This is a genomic window from uncultured Erythrobacter sp. (genome assembly GCF_947492365.1).
Classification (GTDB): domain Bacteria; phylum Pseudomonadota; class Alphaproteobacteria; order Sphingomonadales; family Sphingomonadaceae; genus Erythrobacter.
Window position 1 is genome coordinate 302,886 of the sequence record NZ_CANLMB010000002.1, and the last position, 19,601, is coordinate 322,486.

Sequence of the window (19,601 nt, forward strand, 5' to 3'; positions counted from 1 at the left end):
CTGTGAAGGCACTTGCTTGACGGCAAATCAGGGGCTTGTCCAGCGTGTTGCCTGACGCCTCGTCAGGCGGGTGGTTTACGCTTTGGTCGCCGGTGTTGCGGCGGCAGCGGCTAGCGCGTCCTCTGTAGCGATATCAGCGTCGTCGTCCTTCAGCGTGTCGAGATGCATCAGCTTCTTGATCAGCGGGCTGATGATCATCACACCAACGCCGATCACGACAGCGTAGAGCCCGACCGTCCAGTAAACGTCGAGCACCACTTCCTTGCCCGAAGCATCGCCGACGCCTTCCGCGCCGGTCGCTGCTGCGATCAGGCCAGCGGCAAAATTGCCGGTCGCTGAAGCAAAGAACCATGTGCCCATGATCAGCGACGCCATATGCGCAGGCGCAAGACGGTTCATCGCCGACAGACCCACAGGCGAGAGGCAAAGCTCACCGGTTGTGTGCAGCAGGTAGATCAGGAAGATGAAGGCCACCGGAACTGCAATGTCGAGGCCGGCGCTTTGCGCGCCCCAGACAAGCACGAGGAAGCCAAGGCCCACCTGAATTACGGCAAGGCCGAACTTCATCGGCGTTGACGGATCAAGCCCTCTCTGCCCCAGCCATGTCCACAAGGTCGCAAAGACCGGTGCGAGCAGGATGATGTAGATCGCGTTGATCGATTGGAAGGTCGAGGCCGGAACCCCGCCGCGGTCAACGTGGCGGTCAGTGAACAGGTTAAGCGACGAGCCCGCCTGTTCGAACAGCGCCCAGAAGACAATCGATACGAAGATCAGGAACAGCGCCGCGAAGATCCGATCACGGTCTTCGGCAGACAGTTTCATAACCGCTGTGCCAACGACATAACCGACCAGAAGCAAACCAAAGCCGCCGAGCAGCCAGCCGACAACAGACTGGTACTGGATCAGCACCCAGCAGACCGCCACGAGGCCGAAACCGATGCCGTACATGCTCCATTCGGTGCTCTTGGCGAGTGCCTTCGGCGGCTCGCCGCGACCGAGCAGCAGGCCTTTGCCCAATGTGAAGACAATCAGGCCGGCCAGCATGCCGATCCCGGCCAGGCCAAAGCCATAGGCCCAGCCATAGGTCTCACCGACATAGCCGCAAATCAGCGCGCCAATCGCCGCACCGAGGTTAATTCCCATGTAGAAAATCGTGTAGGCACCATCACGGCGCACGTCGGTGCGCGGATAGAGCTGACCGACCATCACCGAGATATTGGCCTTCAGGAAGCCCGAACCGACGATAATCAGCGCCAGAGCCAGCCAGAAGATGTAGATCACCGGATTATCGGAATTGCCCGCTGCCGGCTCCCCTTCGAATGCCATGAAGAAGTGGCCGAGTGTCAGCAGGACAGCGCCGAATGCGACGGCTTTCCTTTGCCCCAGCACTTTATCGGCCATGTAACCGCCAACTGCGGGCGTGATATAGACCAACGCCGTGTAAGCGCCGTAAATGATCCCGGCATCGCTGTCCGAAAACAGCCAGTGTTTGGTGAGGTAGAAAATAAGCAGGGCGCGCATTCCGTAATAGGAAAAACGCTCCCACATCTCGGCGAAAAATAGCACGAAGAGACCCTTGGGGTGCCCCAGGATTGTGCCTGCGCTGTCGCCGTGCGGCAAAGCTTGACTGGTCATATCTGTAAAATATCCCTCTTTTCGCGCCCTTCATATTGTTGGAGTGAGGGCGCGTCCCGAATGCGCGGCACACTAACGGCCAAATTTCGCGTGTGAAGCTTTTGTTTCGCAAGCCATGCGCATTCTTGCTTTCCGAAGCTTAGCTTGACGCGCATGAGTGTATTATGGCACTGATGCACCTGAGCAGAGACTGACATGACCCAATCACGACCCGTATACCTCAAATTGCGCGACCAGATCGCGGCTGCCATCATTCAGGGCGACTATCCTGAAGGCGCAATGCTGCCATCGGTGCGCGCCTTGGCGGCGGAGCAGGGTGCGAACCCGCTCACAGTGGCCAAAGCCTATCAGCAATTTCAAAACGATGGCCTGGTCGAGGTTCAGCGCGGCGTGGGCATGTATGTGGTCAAGGGCGCAGCGGAATTGCTGCGCAAGCGCGAGCGCGACCTCTTTCTGCGCGAGGAATGGCCGGAAATCCGTGCCCGCATGGCGCGGCTTGGCTTGAGCGCGGCCGATCTGGTCGAACAGGCCTGATCCACCGGCTCTGATCGACCCGCAAAGTACGCTCCTTTGCATTCGAGCCAAAGGGTTAGAGTTAATTCCCGATAAACTTAATTCTCCGCCCGCCTTGCTTGGCGTGCTGCATTCTGGCACCTAGGCACCTTGAGTGTTGCCTAGCGGGTCCGGGCAATTGGGAGAGTAGCGGGCTTGATGTCCGCAGCGGTGCAATGCGGAAAATCAGGGGCCGCATGCGCGTCGGGAGGGCTACATGATAAGATCCGAATTGCTGCAAGAACTGCATAAGGACAATCCCGATCTACGGGTTGAAGAGATCGAGCAGGTTGTCGATGTCTTTTTTGACGAGATCGCGCAGCGACTGGCCGAAGGCGGCCGGGTCGAATTGCGTGGCTTTGGCGCCTTTTCAACACGCGACCGCGAAGCGCGCGTCGGGCGCAATCCGCGCACCGGCGAAGCGGTCGAGGTCCCGGCCAAGCGGGTGCCCTATTTCAAAGCGGGCAAGGAAATTCGCAAACGCCTTAATGAGTGAGGCTGGCGAATAGCTACATATTCCAGATTCGAAGGAATGGACCGCGCTGCTTAACTGCGACGGGCTCCTGATTGCTCACCTGACAAGTTAAGTCACCAGAACAGCGCCGAAGAATGCATTACCTGTGTTGCCCCGGCTTGCGGCTTTCGGCTATCGCGCCTTGCTGGCCATTCGGCCTGCGGGTGTGGCGGAATGGTAGACGCCGGGGACTTAAAATCCCCTGATCCTATAGATCGTGTGGGTTCGAGTCCCACCACCCGCACCATTAGCCTCACCTTAACCCATTTTGTCCTAAGGCGATTGTTCCCGATCAGGACATTCGCCGGTGCATTCCCATGTGAGCCGGCGGTTGTGACCAGGCGAAGATGAGTATGGACAGTTCAGCAAGCACACCCAATGCGGACGATGCGACATCGGTTTCGCTTGACGAGGCGCTTGACGGCGCGCCCGGAATCGAGGCTGGGTTCGAACCCGAAAAACGGGCCACGCCTCGCTTCACTCTGTTGATCCGTGCGGCAAAACTCGTCACTTCGCAGGGCGAATTTGTGTGTGTCTTGCGAGATGTTTCCGAGCAGGGTGTGAGCATCCGCCTGTTCCACAGGCTTCCCCATGGCGACCCGATCGAGCTGCATATGCCCGGCGGCGGAGTTTATGAGGTCAAGACCATCTGGCAGGAAGAGAACGAGGCCGGATTTGAGTTCGTTGGCGATATTGACGTCGCGCAGATGATCAACGAAGCGGGTGAGTATCCCAAGCGCGGCCTGCGTCTCGGCCTGTTCTTTCCGATCAAGATCACCTCTTTGTCGGGCACCTGTGAGGGGATTGTCGAGAACCTGTCACAGCAAGGCGCACGGTTTGAATCCGATGGCCGTTTCTCGATCGATCAGAATTTGCGCATCGAAGGCATGGATGGCGGCCCGCAACTCAAAGATGTGCGCGCCAAAGTGCGTTGGCGGCGCGATAGCCAGTATGGTGTGGTCTTTGACAACACGCTGACCCTGGGTGAATTTGCACGACTTGCTGCACGTTTGCAGTGCCCGGTCCTGCTGGATTGATCGCTACTGGCTCAATTGCCTAGGTGAATTTACCCATTCGCCGTCAAATTCCCGGCAATTAAGAGGCCGCGTTTACCACCCGCTAACCAATTTCCTTCACTCCTGATCATCGAACCGGGCGCAGTCTGTGCGCGCGGCGATCTAACGGGGGCTTGCATGACGCAGCACGGCGCTGAACCGACAACAATCGGGCAGGCAGGAATTATCGATGTGGACGTGGCGATTATCGGTGCGGGGCCCGCTGGGCTGACCGCCGGATATCTGCTGACCAAGCAGGGCAAATCGGTCGCGATCATCGAGAAAGACGACACCTATGTCGGCGGCATCAGCCGCACGGTCGAACATGAAGGCTACCGGTTCGACATTGGCGGGCACCGCTTCTTCTCGAAGAGCCAGCAGGTCGTCGATCTGTGGAACGAGATCCTGCCCGACGACTTCATCCAGCGCCCGCGCATGAGCCGCATCTATTACGAGGGTAAGTTCTATTCCTACCCGCTGCGCGCCTTCGAAGCGCTCGGCAATCTGGGCATCCTGCGCTCGACCGCGTGCATGCTCTCTTACCTGCGCTACAAGCTCTTCCCGATCAAGGATGTGAAGAGCTTCGAGGACTGGACCACGAACCAGTTCGGCAAGAAGCTCTACTCAATCTTTTTCAAGACCTACACCGAGAAAGTGTGGGGCATGCCGTGCGATGAGATGAGCGCGGATTGGGCGGCGCAGCGGATCAAGGGGCTGTCGCTCTGGAACGCTGTAATCGATGGGTTGAAGCGCTCACTTGGCCTCAACAAGAAACCCAATGACGGGCAGGAAGTGAAAACGCTGCTCGAAACCTTCCGCTATCCGCGGCTTGGACCGGGCATGATGTGGGACGCCGCGCGCGACCATATTCTGGCGACTGGCAAGGGTCAGGTTCTGATGGGCCACGCGCTTGAACGGCTCGCCAAGATCGGCCCCAATGATGAGGGCTTCGACTGGTCCATGACTGCAACAGGCCCGCAAGGCCTCGCGCAAATCCGCGCGAAAGACGTCATCAGCTCAGCGCCGATGCGTGAGCTGTCCAAACGCATCCACCCGCTGCCGCAGAGCTCGCTTCAGGCGAATGACCTCAAATATCGCGACTTTCTGACAGTGGCCCTGATGGTGAAGAGCGAAGACCTGTTCCCCGACAACTGGATCTACATCCACGATGACCGGGTGCAGGTTGGCCGCGTGCAGAACTTCCGCAGCTGGTCGCCCGAAATGGTGCCGGATGAGGACATGGCCTGTGTTGGTCTGGAATATTTCTGTTTCGAAGGTGACGGGCTGTGGTCCTCGGACGACGCCGATCTGGTCAAGCAAGCCACACGCGAGATGGAGATTCTCGGGCTTTGTGATCCGAAGCAGGTCGTCTCGGGCGCAGTTGTGCGTCAGGAAAAGGCCTATCCGGTCTATGACGATGCCTACGAAGCCAATGTCGAGGCGATGCGCGCTGAACTTGAAGCACAGCATCCCAGCCTGCACCTTGTCGGTCGCAACGGTATGCACCGTTACAACAATCAGGATCACGCGATGATGACCGCGATGCTGACGGTCGAAAACATCATCGCCGGCAGCCGCGTCTATGACACGTGGTGCGTCAACGAGGACGCCGAATATCACGAAGCGGGTGACGAGGGCGCTGAAGCCGCGATCCCGAACCGCGAAGTGGCATCCGAAACCAAGCCTTTGAACGAGGATCAGGTCGCAGCGCTCACCAGCCTGCGCGGCGTTCCCGAACGGATCGTGCCAGAGGCTGAAGCAGAGGAAGAGCTGCGCAAGTCGGCCTAGTTCCTATGGACGTCCTTGTTTCCTCTATCCTTTCCAAACTGCGTGACATTCGCTTCGTGCGCTACGTGCTCGCCAGCGTCGGCGCGCTTGCCGTTGACGTGGTCTGCTTTCTCGCGCTGCTTTCGCTTGGCATGATGGCAGCTTTGGCGTCGGCGATTGGCTATTCGGTTGGCATTCTTGCCCATTGGCTGATGTCGAGCCGCGCGGTGTTTCAGGATAGCGTGGCCGAAGGCGGCATGGCGCGCACCCGGCAAAAGGCACTGTTTGTGATCTCCGCACTGGTAGGGCTGGCGCTCACCACGGCGATTGTCGGCGCGGGCGACTGGAGCGGGATTGACCCGCGCATCGCCAAGGGCGCAGCCATTTTCGTCAGCTTCTTTGCCACATGGCTTTTGCGCAGCCGCGTTGTGTTTCGCAGCGAGACGTCCGCGACCGGCGGGGTGTGAGGCCATGCTGGTCGAACGTCGCCGGGCGGCATTCCCGCTGGAGTTTCTCACCCGTGTCGGCATCGCCTGGGCGATTGTCAGCGCATTGTTGTTGGCGATCAACTGGAGCGCTATCATTGCTGGCCGGTTCCCCGATCCCGATGACATCATGCGGCTGGTTCAGGTCCGCGACCTGATCGGCGGACAAAGCTGGTTCGACCTCACCCAATACCGCGTCGATGTCGCCAGCGGCGGTGTGCCGATGCACTGGTCGCGGCTGGTGGACCTGCCGCTTGCGCTGGTCATTCTGGTTCTCACGCCCTTGGTCGGTTCAGGTGCGGCCGAGACGGCTGCGCTTGTGATCGTCCCTCTCGTCACCCTCGGCATTGCGATGCTGCTGGCCGCGCGGATCGCTTGGCGCTTGATGGGCGATGAGGAGGCAACGCTGACTACGCTGGTGGTCGCGCTGTGCGTGCCTGTTCTCTTCCAGCTTGGTCCGATGCGGATTGACCATCATGGCTGGCAGATCGTCTGCGCCTTGGCGGCGGTCAACGGCCTGGTGTCCCGGAGCCCTCGCAAAGGCGGATTGATTATCGGCGCGGCGCTGGCGACATGGCTTTCGATCTCGATCGAAGGGCTTCCGCTGGCTGCGCTGTTCTTCGCCGTGTTGGCGCTGCGTTGGTTCCTCAAGCGCGAGGCGCGGGTGTGGCTTGTAAGCGCGATCCAGTCCTTTGCTGTGCTGGGCGCGGGCCTGTTCGTGTTGACCCGAGGAGTCTCGGATTTCGCCACCTATTGCGATGCGATCAGCCCGCTGCACCTCCTCATGTTCGCGTGGGGCGCCGGTGTTTTGAGCGTGCTTTCCCGGTTCGAACCCGCACCGCGCGGAGTGATCCTTGCAGGCTTTGCGGTCGCGGGCGGCGGTGCGTTGGCCATGCTGCTTGCCTCTGCTCCGCAATGCGCAAGCGGGGGCGGCTTCTCCGAACTTGATCCGCTGGTCGCGCGTTACTGGCACGCCAATGTCCTCGAAGGGATGCCGATCTGGCGGCAGTCGCTTACCACCGCGCTGCAATATGCGGTCACGCCTGCGATTGCTTTGGTAGCCTCGATCAATCTGGCTTTGCGCTCGGGCGACTGGCTGCGCGCGTTCTGGCGCGATTATGCGATCGTCCTTGGCGGAGCGCTGCTCATCTCGATCCTGATCTCGCGTGCCGGAGCGGTTGCCGGCGTGCTCGCCGCGCCGCCGCTCGCTTGGCAGCTGCGTCAATGGCTGCGCTCTATCCGCGTGATGAAGCGGCCTGCTCCGCGTCTGGCAGCCTTGATCGGCGTGTGCTGCGCGCTGCTTCCGGCCTTTCCTGCTATGCTGCTTGCCAGTGCGATGCCCGCGCGCGCTTCACTGGGCGGAGCGGGTGAAGCGCCGGTCAAGGCAGTCGAGTGCCGCATTCGGGATGCCGCCGGAGTGCTGGCTGCCCTGCCCAAGGGCGAGTTCTACGCCCCGCTCGACATCGCGCCGGAGCTGCTGCTGGTGAGCGATCACACCGTACTCGCCACCGGCCACCACCGCGGACACGAAGCGATGCGGGTGCTGATCGAGACGGCTTTGGCGGATGAGGCGGAGGCCAAGGCTGCGCTGACCGAACGCGGCACAAGCTACGTCGCGATCTGCCCCTCGCTTGCCGAAGCGCGGATGTATGCGCGCATTGCGCCTGAAGGCTTCGCTGCGGACCTGGTTAGCGGCAATGCGCCGGACTGGCTTGAGCCGGTCGATCAGGCGCAGTCCAACGGCCTCAAGCTTTGGCGCATCAAGTCGGAATGAAGTCCCCCCGACCTATGTCGGAATGAAATCCATCGCCACGCCGTTGATGCAGTGGCGCTTGCCGGTTGGGCGGGGGCCATCGCCGAAGATGTGACCCAGATGCCCGCCGCAATCGGCGCAGTGGACCTCTGTGCGCGGAACCCCGATCTTGTAATCCACCGACGTTCCGACCGCGCCGCTGTCGATCGGTTGCCAGAAGCTCGGCCAGCCGGTGCCGCTGTCGTACTTGTGCGCAGAGGAATAGAGCCGGTTGCCGCAGCCTGCGCAGGTGAAGGTCCCGCGCCGCTTCTCATCGTTGAGCGGAGAGGAATAGGACCGCTCGGTCCCCGCTTCGCGTAGGATCCGGTATTCGGAGCGGGTCAGCTGGCGGCGCCACTCGGCGTCGGTCCGCGTGATCCGGAACTGGCGCTCCTTGCGCGCCTCAACCACGCCTCCGCCGCAACTCGCCAGCAGCGGCATGGCGGCGGCAAGGCCGGTTGCGGCGATGAAGCTGCGGCGGCTCGACAGGTTGAACTGCATGATTCCTGCTCCCGATTGAAGGCGTATCCTACCTCTATCTACGTCGCGGAAGTCCCAAAGGTTTCACCCCCGCTGTTTGAGGCCAGAGATGGACCGCCGACAGGGGGTTTTTGAAAAACTTTCCCAATCCCGCATATGTCTGAAAACACAAGAGAATTGCCGCCGTAGTGACTGCGCAAGTGTAACCTTAGCGCTTTTGCGGTTGGAGCGCGGTCCAAGTCGCAAAAAGGGGCCGCCAGAGCATCAACAGTGTCAAAGAGCCGAGCCGCCACAATAGCAGCCGCGCTCTTTGTAGGAAAATGCCCGCAGGAGCGCGGGTGCGCTCCTAGAATTCGGTGATTTCGACCTCGAGCTTGCGGAAACCGTGGACGAAGTTTGCCCGCACCCGCTCGACATCGCCGGCGACATGGACCCGCATCCGGCGCTTGTGCATCTCCTCAAGCAGGATGCGCAATTGCAGCTCTGCCAGACGCGCACCCACGCAGCGGTGAATGCCATAGCCAAAGGCAATGTGGCGGCGGGCATTGTCGCGGGTGAGATCAAGCTTGTGCGGGTCAGGGAAGATCTCTTCCTCGTGGTTTGCGGCGAGATACCACAGCACCACCTTTTCGCCCTTCTTGATGGTCTGGCCGAAGACCTCGGTGTCCTCGGTGCAGGTCCGGCGCATATGCGCAAGCGGGGTCTGCACGCGGAGCATTTCCTGCACCGCATTGGGGATGATGTCGGGGCTTTCCTCAAACAGTTTGCGCTGGTCGGGGAACTTGTCGAGCGCATGGATAAAGCCGCTCATGGAATTGCGCGTCGTATCGTTGCCGCCGACGATCAGCAGCACCAGATTGCCGATAAATTCTTCGGGCCGCATCTGGTTCATCGCAGGCGAGTGGATCATCATCGAGATGAGATCGTTGCCCGGTTCCTTGTCATGGGTGCGCTCGATCCAAAGCGACTGGAAATAGGCCGCCATTTCGTGAAGCAGCTCCCAGCGGAATTCATCCAGCTCGCGCACGCCGGCAAGCTCGGTGTCGCCCGACCAGTCGGACCAGAAGGTCAGGTGGCGGCGGTCTTCCCATGGGAAGCCGAACAGGATCGCCAGCATGCCGGTGGTCAGCTCGATCGAAACCGTATCGACCCAGTCGAAAACCTCGCCGCGCGGCAGCGAATCGAGCAATTCGCCGGTGCGTGCGCGGATTTCGCCTTCCATTTCGGCCATGCCGCTGGGGGTGAATTTGGGCGCGACGGTGCGGCGCTGGCCGGTGTGTTCGGGCCGGTCCATGGCGATAAACATCGGCAATTCGCGCCGGTCGGCGTTGCTTTCGGCAAGCTGTTCCTCGGTGAGCCGCTCAAGGATCGTAATCCCGCCATGTTCCCAGCTGGAGGAGAATATCTCGGGCTGCGCCTCGATATGCTGGATCGCTTTGTGCCCGACGACCGACCAATAGGGGCCATAGGGGCTTTCATCGATCCAGTGCAGCGGACCGGCGGCCTGCATTTCGGCCACCATGGGTTGCCACTTATCCTCGAAATAGATGTCCGACCGGCTGAGGTCCCATTTGTGCGGATGCGAGGGGCGTTCCTCGGGATGCTTTTCGTAATGCTCCTTGAGCGCTTCATACGCGGTTGGCGAAGTGCGGACTTTGGGGCGCTCGGGTGCTACAGTAGCCATGTCTCTCTCCATTGCGAGAAGCCGCAGCTTAGCTGCCTGATGGGCTTCTCCCTCACCCTGCATCCTGCCCTAACTGACAGCCTTGTCAATACGGGTTTCGAATTACCACTTATTGTGCCGGTTCGAGTTCCTTGGAACGACGGTGCCAGAAACGCTTTTTCTTCTCGCGCCCTGCGCCGCCTGACTTCATCACCCGCTTGCGGAACAGCATCGATCCGCCTTTGACCAGCAGGACCACCCACAGCGCCTGCCAGGCAAGGCCAGCGGCATGGATCCACAAGGTCTCCTCCATCGCCGCGCGTGCGAGCATGGCAAAGGGTGAGGAGAGCGGGAAGCCGACCGCGAGCAGCTCCATCGTCGATCCCGGACTGGTCACGCTCGCCGCGGCGAGGAAGAACACCATCAGTTGGAGCATCGTCACCGGCATCGAGAGCGTCTGCACTTCGCGCACCGTGTTCGCCATTGCGCCAATGGTGAGGAACAGCGATCCGAGCAGCAGATAGGCCATCGAGAAATAGGCGATCGCGAGCGCGATGAAGACCGGCCAGCCCACAGCCGGGCCGGGCAGTACGCGGAAATTGGTCTGGGTGACAGTGACAATGGCGTCCTCGGCGATTGCCCAGAAACCCCAACCGAGCATGCCCCACACCGCGATCCCGACAAAGGATACGCCCAGCATCGCAAACAGCTTGCCCATAAAGACCGAATCCATCGGGATCGCGGCTGCGAGGATTTCGATGATCTTATTGCCCTTTTCCTCAGCCAGATTGGAGAGGACCATGCCCGCCAGCAGCATGGTGAGCAGGAACATCACCATCTGCGCGGCGGTCGCGGTCTGGATGCGGGTGGAGCGCTCCGACGCCGCGCTCGACGTGACCGTCTGGCTGGAGGATTGGGGGAAGGCGAGCGGGGTTGCGGCGGTCGCTTCGGCCGCGATCAGCTCGACCGCGCCTTGCCATCGGCGCACCTGCCGCTCGGTCCCGACGATGACGGGTTCGGCCAGAGTGCCGGTCACAATCGCGGCGTAATTGCCCCGGCGTGCTTCCATATAGGCACCCGCTTCGAAGCCCGGCTCGCGCGCTTCGGGGACTTCACTCAAAGACGGGACGGCAGGGCGCAATCTTTGCCCCAGCCGCTCGCGCGCGGCGATCATCGCGGCATTGTCCTCGATGCTCATCGCAAGGCCGACTTCGGTGACGACGGCCTGCTTGTTGTTCTGGCTGCCAATGCTTCCGGCAAGTCCGCCGACCAGCACCGGGAAAAGCGGCCCGATCAGGAAAAACAGGAAAGCGCGGCTGAACAGCACCGCGATGAAGTCGCGCCGGGCGATGACCCATGCGGCTTCGAGGCGGGAGAGGCGGGGGCGCGCATCGATGGCGGCCTGATCGTGAGCGCTCATTGCTGGCCTCCTGCGGCATCTGCCTCAAGCTGCTTGGCCGCCGCTTCGCCCGCAATCGCGACGAACGCATCGTGCAGCCCGGCGCGCTCGATGCTGAGCGAGAGAATGCCTGCCTCGCCGTCGATCAACTGTTTGAGCAGCGGCTCGACGCCCGTTTCGGGGAGCGCGAAGTAGAAGAAATCACCCTCGCGGCGGGCGTCCTGTGGCAGCGCGGCGGTCCATGCGCCTTCGCGCGCCCGCGTTTCCAGTCGGACCTGCGCGGGGATGCGGTCGCGCGCGGCTTCGACGCTGCCCGCATAGGGTACTTTGCCGCCCGCGATGATCGCGACGCCTTCGCACAGCCGCTCGGCATGGTGGATGACATGGGTTGAGAAAATCACCGTCACGCCTTCTTCGGCAAGGCTGCGGATCATCCCTTCGAGCTTGCCCTGATTGATCGCGTCGAGGCCGGAAAACGGCTCGTCGAGCACCACCAGACGCGGGCGGTGGATCAGCGTGCCGAGCAGCTGGACGGTCTGCGCCATGCCTTTCGATAGCTGGCGAATCTGGCGGTCAGCGGCGTGGAGGAGCGAGTGCCGTTCAAGCAGCGCCATCCCGCGCTTGCGCCCTTCGGCCAATGGAAGCCCGCGCAAAGCACCCATAAAGGCAATTGCCTCGATGCTTTTCATCGCGGGGTAAAGACCGCGCTCTTCGGGCAGATAGCCGATGAGCCGGCCAATATCATGCGGGCGGTCATGGCCGAACACGCGGCGCACGCCCTCGTCAGGGTCGATTATGCCCAGCAGCATGCGCAAGGTCGTGGTCTTGCCCGCGCCATTGGGGCCGAGCACGCCGTAAATCGCGCCCTCGAGCACGGAGATGTCGACGCCGTCGACCGCGCGGGTGCCGTCAAAGCTCTTGACCAGACCGCGCGCCTCGATTGCCAATGGCCGTCCGTCTTGACGCACTTCAGCCACATTGTCTGACGTCATATGTTCGCCTACCTGCATATGCATGGGCGCGAGCGTTAACGCGCGAAACTGAACGGGAGCAACTCCAAGCGTGGTTAACAGCGCCGCAAGGATTAACCTAGCGAAAGCCCTTGAGGCAGAGGCGCGCGCGCTCGGCTTTGCGGCTTGCGGATTTGCGAGTGCTGCCGAGGATCCCGTGCGCGCCAAGCGGCTGGAGGAGTGGCTGGGCGAGGGCCATCATGGCTCAATGGAGTGGATGAAAACCCGCCTGCACCACCGCCGTTCCCCGCAAGATCTATGGCCCGAAGCCAAGAGCGTGATTGCGCTCGGCATGAGTTACGCGCCCGCGCTTGATCCGATGGCGCTGGAAGATGCGAAGTCCCGCGCGCGCATATCGGTCTATGCGCAGGGCAAGGACTATCACGATGTCGTCAAAAAGCGGCTCAAGGCGCTCGCGCGGTGGCTGGTGGCCGAAGAGCCCGAAGCTGAGGTCAAAGTCTTCGTCGACACCGCGCCGGTGATGGAAAAGCCGCTGGGCGAGGCGGCGGGGATCGGTTGGCAGGGCAAGCACACCAATCTCGTCAGCCCCGACCATGGTAGCTGGCTGTTTCTCGGCGCGATCTACACCACGCTCGATCTCGAAGTGGCCGAGCCTCACCGCGACCAGTGCGGATCATGCCGCGCCTGCCTTGACGCCTGCCCGACCGGCGCGTTCCCCGGCCCCTACCAGCTCGATGCGCGGCGCTGCATTTCCTATCTCACGATCGAGCATAAAGGCCCGATTGCCGAGGAATTTCGCGAGGCTCTGGGCAACCGTATCTATGGCTGTGACGATTGTCTGGCGGTCTGCCCGTGGAACAAGTTTGCCCAGGAAGCGCAAGGCATGCGTGAATTCCTGCCGCGCGCTGAACTGACCGCGCCGCGCCTCGCCGAACTGCTCGCGCTCGATGATGCAGGGTTTCGCGCGCTGTTCTCCGGCTCTCCGGTCAAGCGGATCGGGCGTGACCGGTTTGTGCGCAACTGCCTCTATGCCGCCGGGAACAGCGCAGAATCTGGATTACTGGATCAGGTGACAGCGCTCACAAATGATCCCGATCCGGTGGTCGCAGATGCGGCCCAGTGGGCGCGCGCGCGGCTTACGCCATCTCTTTGAGCTGGATTTCCGCGTCGGCGAGAAGCTCGGGATCGATCTTCTCGACCCCCGCTTCCAGCAATTTACGTCCCTGCACATAGTCCTTCATCGTGTTCACACAGTCGAAGGCAATCGGGCGGCCTTCCTTGAGATACACGACAGTAAATTTGCGCGTCTCTGGATCGCCGCGCAGCACGGTCGCGTCGTATCCCAGATTGAGGCCCGCTGTTTGCAGCTTGAGGTCATACTGGTTCGACCAGAACCATGGCAGCGCGTGATAGGCCTCTTTATCGCCCATGATCGCGCGCGCGGCGGTGTTCGCCATATCATTGGCGTTCTGGACTGACTCCAGCCGGATCACTGCGCTGTCAGCAAAGGGATTGGCATGCGCGGCGCAATCGCCGATCGCATAAATATCGTCGAGCGTCGTGCGGCAATAGATGTCGACATCGACGCCGTTCGACCCTGCTGCACCCGCTGCGATCAGCGGCGCAACCGCCGGAACAATCCCAATCCCAACTACCAGCATGTCGCAATCAAGCGTCTCACCATTGTCGAGCAGGAGGCCGGTGACATGGCCGTCTTCGCCAATGACTTCCGAGACGCCTTGCGACAGGCGGATATCAACCCCCTGACGCCGATGCTCGTCTTCGTAAAAACGCGAAAGCTCTTCGCCAGCGACGCGCGCGAGGACGCGGTCCTGCATCTCCAGCACAGTCACTTCGCAGCCGAGCTTGCGCAAGACCGCGGCGGCTTCGAGGCCGATATAGCCCGCGCCGATAATCGCCGCGCGTTTGGCCCCATTCTCGAGCGCTTGCATCATTGCATCGGCATCGCGCTTGTCGCGCACATAGTGGATGCCTTTGAGGTTCGATCCCGGCACGCCGAGCCTGCGCGGATCGGCTCCGCCAGCCCAGATCATCTTGCGATAGGTGATCCTCGATCCGTCAGACAGGGTGACGCAGTGTGCCAGCGCGTCGATTTCACTGACGCCGCTGCCGAGCCGCAGCTCGATGGCCTTGTCCGCCCAGAATTTCTCTGGCCGGATCATGATCCGCTCGAACGTCTTGTCTCCGGCGAGATATTCCTTCGACAAGGGAGGCCGTTCGTAAGGCGGCACTGAGTCGCGCCCGATCATCACGATTGAGCCTTCATGCCCCTTTTGCCGCAAGGCAATGGCGGCTTGCGCGCCGCCATGTCCGGTGCCGACGATAATGACGTCAGCCGCTGTCATGCTCTGTCCACTCATGGCTGCACGGGTTTTCGCAAAAAGGCCTGCACGTCAAGCGTGATGCGGCCCAATAGAGCCTAGCGTTCGAGCAGATTGCGCGCCTGACTGCCGATCTGGGCCAGCATTGCGGGTGCCACCGGTGGCCGCGCCTGCGCCCGGGCAATCATCGCGCGGAACTGCGTGACGGCGGCGGCATTGTGCTCTGCCCAGCCGGCGATTGCGCCCAGTGGGTCATCTTTGCCGGTCTTGCGCCGCATCAGACGGGCAAGGAAATCGAGCCGCATATGCTGGAAATCGCGCGCCAGCCCGTCGACCAGCAGACGCTCCCAGATATCGGTCGGGGTCATATGCGCCGCGGTGCCCTGCGCCCAGTCGAGCCCGATCCGCTGACCGATATCGCTGAATGCGCGGGTCAGTTCGATCGGATCGATCCCGGTCTTGATCGCGAGATCAGCCAGTCCGATGGACCCGTCAAAATCGAACAGATCGCACACGCGATTGGCCAGTCCGTCGGGACATCCTTGCTCGACAAAGTGGCTGCGCAATGCGCCCGAACGTTCGGCATTGTCGCCCGAAATCAGTTCGGCACGCCCTTTGCGAAGCGTTGCGACGTGCTCGCCGAGGCTGGCGATCATCGCCCCTGCCTCGACCCTTCCCGATGCAGTGCGCAGCGCGTCGGACATCAGATTGCCCACCGCTGCGGCCAGCCTGTCGAGCAATGTCAGGCGTGCGGTCTCGCTCATCGCCTGCGCGTCGATATCAGCCCACAGGCTTCCAAGGTCGAACAGTCGCTCGACAACTACAAAGGCGGCGGCGACATCGGCCAGGCCGACGCCTTCTTCTTCGGGAAGCTCGAAGGCGTGGACCAGACCCAACCGGTTGACGATCCGGTTCGAAAGGTCGGTCGCGAGCAACTCGCGCCGCAGACGGTGTTCGCGGATTTGCGAGGCGTAAGTCTTGCGCATCGGAGCCGGGAACATCCCGATCAGCGAGTCTTCAAGGATCGGCTCGTCGGGCAGGCTGCTTGCCTCGATCGCGTCCTGCAAGGCGAGTTTGGCGCTGGAAAGGACGACCGCCAGTTCGGGCCGGGTCAGCCCCTGCCCGTCAGCCGCGCGGCGGGCATAGGCTTCGCTGTCAGCCAGCCCTTCGGTGCGGCGGTCAAGGCCGCCCATTTCCTCAAGCTGTTCGATCAGACGGATTTGCGATGCGGTTGCGCCTGCGCCGCCGGATTCGGCAATTGATAGCGCGAGCGCCTGAAGCCTGTTGTCCTCCAGCACGATCTCGGCGACTTCGTCAGTCATCTTGGCGAGCAGATTGTTGCGTTTGGCTTCGGTGAGCGCACCTTCGCGGGTCGCAGCAGCCAGCGCGATCTTGATATTGACCTCGTTATCCGAGCAATCGACCCCGGCCGAATTGTCGATAAAGTCGGTGTTGATCCGCCCGCCCTTCAGCGAGAACGCGATCCGTCCAGCCTGTGTGGCGCCAAGGTTCGCGCCTTCGCCGATCACCCGCGCGCGGACTTCGCCGGCATTGACGCGCAAGGCGTCGTTTCCGGGATCGCCGACATCGATGTGGCTCTCATGCTCGGCCTTGATATAGGTGCCGATTCCGCCGAACCAGATGAGGTCGACCGGCGCGCGCATGATCGCAGAGACCAGCGCATCGGGCTCGATCTCGCTCTCTTCGATGCCCAGCAGATCGCGCGCTTTCTTGGAAAGCTTGATCCGTTTCAGATCGCGCGAATAGACCCCGCCGCCCTTTGAAATAAGGTCGGAATTATAGTCCTCCCAGCTCGAACGCGGCAGGTCGAACAGGCGCTTGCGCTCTTTCCAGCTCGCCGCGGGATCGGGATCGGGGTCGATGAAGATGTGGCGGTGATCGAAGGCCGCGACCAGCTTGATCGCCTTGGACAGCAGCATCCCGTTGCCGAACACATCGCCCGACATATCGCCGCAGCCTGCGACGGTGACGCTGTCTTTCTGAACGTCGATCCCCATTTCGAGGAAGTGGCGCTGGACGGAAACCCATGCACCGCGCGCGGTGATGCCCATGGCCTTGTGGTCGTATCCGTTGGAGCCGCCGCTCGCGAATGCATCATCGAGCCAGAAACCGGCCTTTTCGGCGATACCATTGGCAACGTCGGAGAAGCGCGCAGTGCCCTTGTCGGCGGCGACCACGAAGTAGGGGTCTTCGCCGTCATGCACTTCGACGCCTTCGGGATGCACGACTTTGCCAGCGACGATGTTGTCAGTGACGGACAGCAGCGTGCGGATAAAGACCTCGTAGCTCGCCTGACCTTCGGCGGCCCATGCGTCGCGGTCGATCGCGGGTGAGGGGAGCTGTTTGGGATAGAAACCGCCCTTCGCGCCGCTCGGCACGATGACGGCGTTTTTGACCTTCTGCGCTTTCATCAGGCCGAGGATTTCAGTGCGGAAGTCATCGCGCCGATCCGACCAGCGAAGGCCTCCGCGTGCGACCGCGCCTGAACGCAGGTGAATGCCTTCCACACGGCGCGAATAGACGAAGATTTCGCGCCATGGCACGGGCTTCGGCAGATTGGGGACGAGGCTGGAGTCAATCTTGAAGGCGAGCGCTTCCTCGGCCGCCGGGGCAAAGGCATTGGTGCGCAGGATTGCATCCACCACCGCGCGGTAGAGGCGCAAGAGGCGGTCATCATTGATCGCGCTAACTTTAGCGAGGCCGCGGGCATAGGCGCTTGTCGCCGCCTCGATTGCGGCTTTGCGATCGCCAGTGAATGCGGGATCGTGGCGCGCGACAAACAGGTCGATCATCGCCTGCGTCACTTGCGGCGCACGGCGCAGCGCGTCGACCACGGTGTAGATCGTGAAGCCCATGCCGGTCTGGCGCAGATAGCGATAGATTGCCCGCAGCCAAATCGCCTGCTGCGCGCCCAGCCCGCCGCCGACCACTAGCCGGTTGAACGGATCATCCTCGGACTGGCCGTTGAGAACTTCGGAAATGGCAGCTTCGATAATGTCTGCGCGCTCAAGCAACGCCTCGGCCTCGACCCCTTCAGCAAGTTCGAGCGTGAATTCATGGATCGTGCCCAGCGCGCCATCGTCGAGCCTTGTGGGCATCTCTGCCAGCACACGAAAGCCGAAATTCTCCAGCGCCGGGACCGCATCCGACAGCGGCATTTCGCCGGTCGTGTGATAGATCTTGAGCCTGAGGTCGCCGACCGGATCGTTGTCGATCTTGTAGAGCCGGCAGGTGCGCGCTTCTTGATTGTCGCTGAGCGTAATCGCACGCATCTCTATAATGTCGAGCGCGGCTTCCCCAGCGCCATAGCGGGCGCGGTAGCCTGCCGGGAACGCCCCGGCATAGCGGTGCGCAATGGCCGCTGCCCGGTTGCCTTCCTCGGCTTTTGCCAGATGTGCCTCGACCGCTTCGTTCCAGCCTTTGAGCAGGTCAACGAGATCGGCCTCGATCCCGGCTGAATCGGGCATCTGTTTAACTTCGCGCGTGTCGAGCAGGAATTGCAGCATGGCGAGTGTGCTGCCTTCAACCTCGAGGCTCCAGCTGAGCACGTCGACGCCAGTGGTCTGGGTCAGCAGGTCCTCGATCTGCAACCGGACATCGGTTGAAAGAAAGTCACGCGGAAGCCAGACAAAGGCAAAAACGTGCCGGTCCAGCGCCGATTGCACCAAGACAATGCGCGGGCGTGGGCGATCGACCAGACTCATCATCGTGGTGGCGAGCCGCTCAATATCCGAGGTGGAGAATGCGGTCAGCAGATCGTGCGGGAGCGCAGTAAAGGCGTGGACCAGTGCCTTGCCCGCATGGCCGCTGGGATCAAAGCCGAGCGACGCGGTGATATCGTCCAGCGCCTTGCGCAAAACCGGCACTTCGGCTGGCGGCGCGGCGAGCGCGGCGCTGGTCCACACACCCGCATGGATGGAAAGCGCGGAGACCTTTCCGCCCTCGCGCCCATCTTCCCGCAGCGGCACGATGAACAGGTCGAGCGGCACGCGGCGGTGGACATTGGACAGGCGGTTGGCCTTGATCACAAGCAGATCGCGGCGCTTGCCGTCCGATCCCTTGGCATCGAACCAATCAAAGGCGAGGTCGAATGAAGCCTCTGCGAGGATCGGATTGGCGCTCTTGCGGCAAATGCCCAGCACGTCCGAAATCTCGCCCGAGCGGGTGCGCTTGAGGTGGCCCAGCTGAGTCAGCATCCCGCCATTGAGCCATTCGAGCAAGGCGGCATATTCGGCATTGCTTGCCGCCGCGCGCGTGGCATCATCGGCCATCGCGCCGCGCATCTTCGGCCAGTCGCTCACCGCTGCGCGCACATCGCCCAGCGTTTCGCGCAAGGCGGCTGTCAATTCGCGTCGCTGCTTCGCGTCGATCCGCGGAGTCTCAAGGTAGATGAACGACTCGGGTGCGCCCGCGCCGCCTTTTTTGCCAAGCCTTTGCAAGATGCCCGAACCGTCGCGTTCGACCGCGATGACCGGGTGGATCAGCTGATCGATCCCGAGGCCCTGTGCGGTGATCGTCGCGGCAATCGAATCAACCAGAAACGGCATGTCGTCATTGATGATCGCAATCCGCAAACGGCGCTCACCCGTATCGGATTCGATCTTCAGCGCAGAGCGCGAAACGGCACGCTTTTCAGCGCCTTCAAGCAGGAATCGGGCTGCATCCTCCAGCGCTTCGTCGCTTAGCGCAGCATCGCCCGGCAGGATTGCTGCCTTGAGCTGCGACGTCAGCGATTTAAGGAAGGGTTTGGCATTCGCTGGGGTCTTCGAGCCGGAATTCTTGGCGCTCATAGACAGTGTGCTCCTGGCGTCCTGCACCCGGTCAGACATGCGGCTGCGTTTATGCTGCGGCGCTGCCTGTAATATTATTGTGCCGGGCTATTTTTTTCGTGCTTGCGCCAATACTCGCTTTTGCCCCCGAGGCGC

General features: G+C 61.7%; 14 protein-coding genes and 1 tRNA gene. 8 read left to right on the forward strand and 7 right to left on the reverse strand.

Going from position 1 to position 19,601, the window contains the following annotated elements:
* Positions 1-75: 75 nt before the first annotated feature.
* Positions 76-1,635 carry a peptide MFS transporter gene (locus Q0887_RS12795; protein ID WP_299195995.1) on the reverse strand — a complete coding sequence of 520 codons (1,560 nt, stop codon included), beginning with the start codon at positions 1,633-1,635 and terminating at the stop codon, positions 76-78.
* Between the two features lie 195 nt (positions 1,636-1,830).
* On the opposite strand from Q0887_RS12795, the gene Q0887_RS12800 reads away from it, so the two are divergent.
* The 7 genes from Q0887_RS12800 (at position 1,831) to Q0887_RS12830 (ending at position 7,782) form a co-directional block, all read left to right on the forward strand.
* A complete protein-coding gene (locus Q0887_RS12800; RefSeq protein WP_299195997.1) occupies positions 1,831-2,169 on the forward strand; it encodes a GntR family transcriptional regulator in 339 nt (112 codons plus the stop codon).
* A gap of 235 nt (positions 2,170-2,404) precedes the next feature.
* A complete protein-coding gene (locus Q0887_RS12805; protein ID WP_299195999.1) occupies positions 2,405-2,683 on the forward strand; it encodes an integration host factor subunit beta in 279 nt (92 codons plus the stop codon).
* A gap of 178 nt (positions 2,684-2,861) precedes the next feature.
* Positions 2,862-2,948: transfer RNA gene (locus Q0887_RS12810), tRNA-Leu, on the forward strand.
* Positions 2,949-3,054: 106 nt separating this feature from the next.
* Positions 3,055-3,738 (forward strand): PilZ domain-containing protein, encoded by a 684-nt coding sequence (locus Q0887_RS12815; protein ID WP_299196001.1) that lies wholly within the window; start codon positions 3,055-3,057, stop codon positions 3,736-3,738.
* Positions 3,739-3,894: 156 nt separating this feature from the next.
* Positions 3,895-5,544 (forward strand): NAD(P)/FAD-dependent oxidoreductase, encoded by a 1,650-nt coding sequence (locus tag Q0887_RS12820; RefSeq protein ID WP_299196003.1) that lies wholly within the window; start codon positions 3,895-3,897, stop codon positions 5,542-5,544.
* A 5-nt stretch (positions 5,545-5,549) separates the two neighbouring features.
* Positions 5,550-5,990 (forward strand): GtrA family protein, encoded by a 441-nt coding sequence (locus tag Q0887_RS12825; RefSeq protein WP_299196005.1) that lies wholly within the window; start codon positions 5,550-5,552, stop codon positions 5,988-5,990.
* A gap of 4 nt (positions 5,991-5,994) precedes the next feature.
* Positions 5,995-7,782, forward strand: coding sequence for a hypothetical protein (locus Q0887_RS12830; RefSeq protein ID WP_299196007.1), 1,788 nt, complete (start codon positions 5,995-5,997; stop codon positions 7,780-7,782).
* A 12-nt stretch (positions 7,783-7,794) separates the two neighbouring features.
* Here the strand turns inward: Q0887_RS12830 and msrB are convergent, their stop codons facing one another.
* From msrB to Q0887_RS12850, 4 genes are all read right to left on the reverse strand, one after another.
* Positions 7,795-8,301 carry a peptide-methionine (R)-S-oxide reductase MsrB gene (gene msrB / locus Q0887_RS12835; protein ID WP_299196009.1) on the reverse strand — a complete coding sequence of 169 codons (507 nt, stop codon included), beginning with the start codon at positions 8,299-8,301 and terminating at the stop codon, positions 7,795-7,797.
* Between the two features lie 325 nt (positions 8,302-8,626).
* The gene (locus Q0887_RS12840) at positions 8,627-9,964 is read right to left on the reverse strand and encodes a cytochrome P450 (RefSeq protein ID WP_299196011.1); all 1,338 of its coding nucleotides are present in this window, start codon (positions 9,962-9,964) and stop codon (positions 8,627-8,629) included.
* Positions 9,965-10,073: 109 nt separating this feature from the next.
* The gene (locus tag Q0887_RS12845) at positions 10,074-11,363 is read right to left on the reverse strand and encodes an ABC transporter permease (protein WP_299196013.1); all 1,290 of its coding nucleotides are present in this window, start codon (positions 11,361-11,363) and stop codon (positions 10,074-10,076) included.
* Positions 11,360-12,334, reverse strand: coding sequence for an ATP-binding cassette domain-containing protein (locus Q0887_RS12850; protein ID WP_299196015.1), 975 nt, complete (start codon positions 12,332-12,334; stop codon positions 11,360-11,362). The genes Q0887_RS12845 and Q0887_RS12850 overlap by 4 nt, the downstream gene beginning before the upstream one ends.
* Positions 12,335-12,404: 70 nt before the next feature.
* On the opposite strand from Q0887_RS12850, the gene queG reads away from it, so the two are divergent.
* Entirely contained in the window at positions 12,405-13,466 is a 1,062-nt protein-coding gene (gene queG / locus Q0887_RS12855; RefSeq protein ID WP_299196017.1) for a tRNA epoxyqueuosine(34) reductase QueG, read from the forward strand.
* Here the strand turns inward: queG and Q0887_RS12860 are convergent.
* Positions 13,450-14,679, reverse strand: coding sequence for an FAD-dependent oxidoreductase (locus Q0887_RS12860; protein WP_299196040.1), 1,230 nt, complete (start codon positions 14,677-14,679; stop codon positions 13,450-13,452). The genes queG and Q0887_RS12860 overlap by 17 nt on opposite strands.
* Before the next feature lie 74 nt (positions 14,680-14,753).
* Positions 14,754-19,466: an NAD-glutamate dehydrogenase domain-containing protein gene (locus Q0887_RS12865; RefSeq protein ID WP_299196042.1), complete on the reverse strand. Its 4,713-nt coding sequence runs from the start codon at positions 19,464-19,466 to the stop codon at positions 14,754-14,756.
* Positions 19,467-19,601: the final 135 nt, after the last annotated feature.

Bases quoted from the DNA above. Each gene is read 5' to 3' on its own strand.
- Q0887_RS12795 (WP_299195995.1), bottom strand. From the start codon at position 1,635: ATGACCAGTCAAGCTTTGCCGCACGGCGACAGCGCAGGCACAATCCTG.
- Q0887_RS12800 (WP_299195997.1), top strand. From the start codon at position 1,831: ATGACCCAATCACGACCCGTATACCTCAAATTGCGCGACCAGATCGCG.
- Q0887_RS12805 (WP_299195999.1), top strand. From the start codon at position 2,405: ATGATAAGATCCGAATTGCTGCAAGAACTGCATAAGGACAATCCCGAT.
- Q0887_RS12815 (WP_299196001.1), top strand. From the start codon at position 3,055: ATGGACAGTTCAGCAAGCACACCCAATGCGGACGATGCGACATCGGTT.
- Q0887_RS12820 (WP_299196003.1), top strand. From the start codon at position 3,895: ATGACGCAGCACGGCGCTGAACCGACAACAATCGGGCAGGCAGGAATT.
- Q0887_RS12825 (WP_299196005.1), top strand. From the start codon at position 5,550: ATGGACGTCCTTGTTTCCTCTATCCTTTCCAAACTGCGTGACATTCGC.
- Q0887_RS12830 (WP_299196007.1), top strand. From the start codon at position 5,995: ATGCTGGTCGAACGTCGCCGGGCGGCATTCCCGCTGGAGTTTCTCACC.
- msrB (WP_299196009.1), bottom strand. From the start codon at position 8,301: ATGCAGTTCAACCTGTCGAGCCGCCGCAGCTTCATCGCCGCAACCGGC.
- Q0887_RS12840 (WP_299196011.1), bottom strand. From the start codon at position 9,964: ATGGCTACTGTAGCACCCGAGCGCCCCAAAGTCCGCACTTCGCCAACC.
- Q0887_RS12845 (WP_299196013.1), bottom strand. From the start codon at position 11,363: ATGAGCGCTCACGATCAGGCCGCCATCGATGCGCGCCCCCGCCTCTCC.
- Q0887_RS12850 (WP_299196015.1), bottom strand. From the start codon at position 12,334: ATGACGTCAGACAATGTGGCTGAAGTGCGTCAAGACGGACGGCCATTG.
- Q0887_RS12860 (WP_299196040.1), bottom strand. From the start codon at position 14,679: ATGACAGCGGCTGACGTCATTATCGTCGGCACCGGACATGGCGGCGCG.
- Q0887_RS12865 (WP_299196042.1), bottom strand. From the start codon at position 19,466: ATGAGCGCCAAGAATTCCGGCTCGAAGACCCCAGCGAATGCCAAACCC.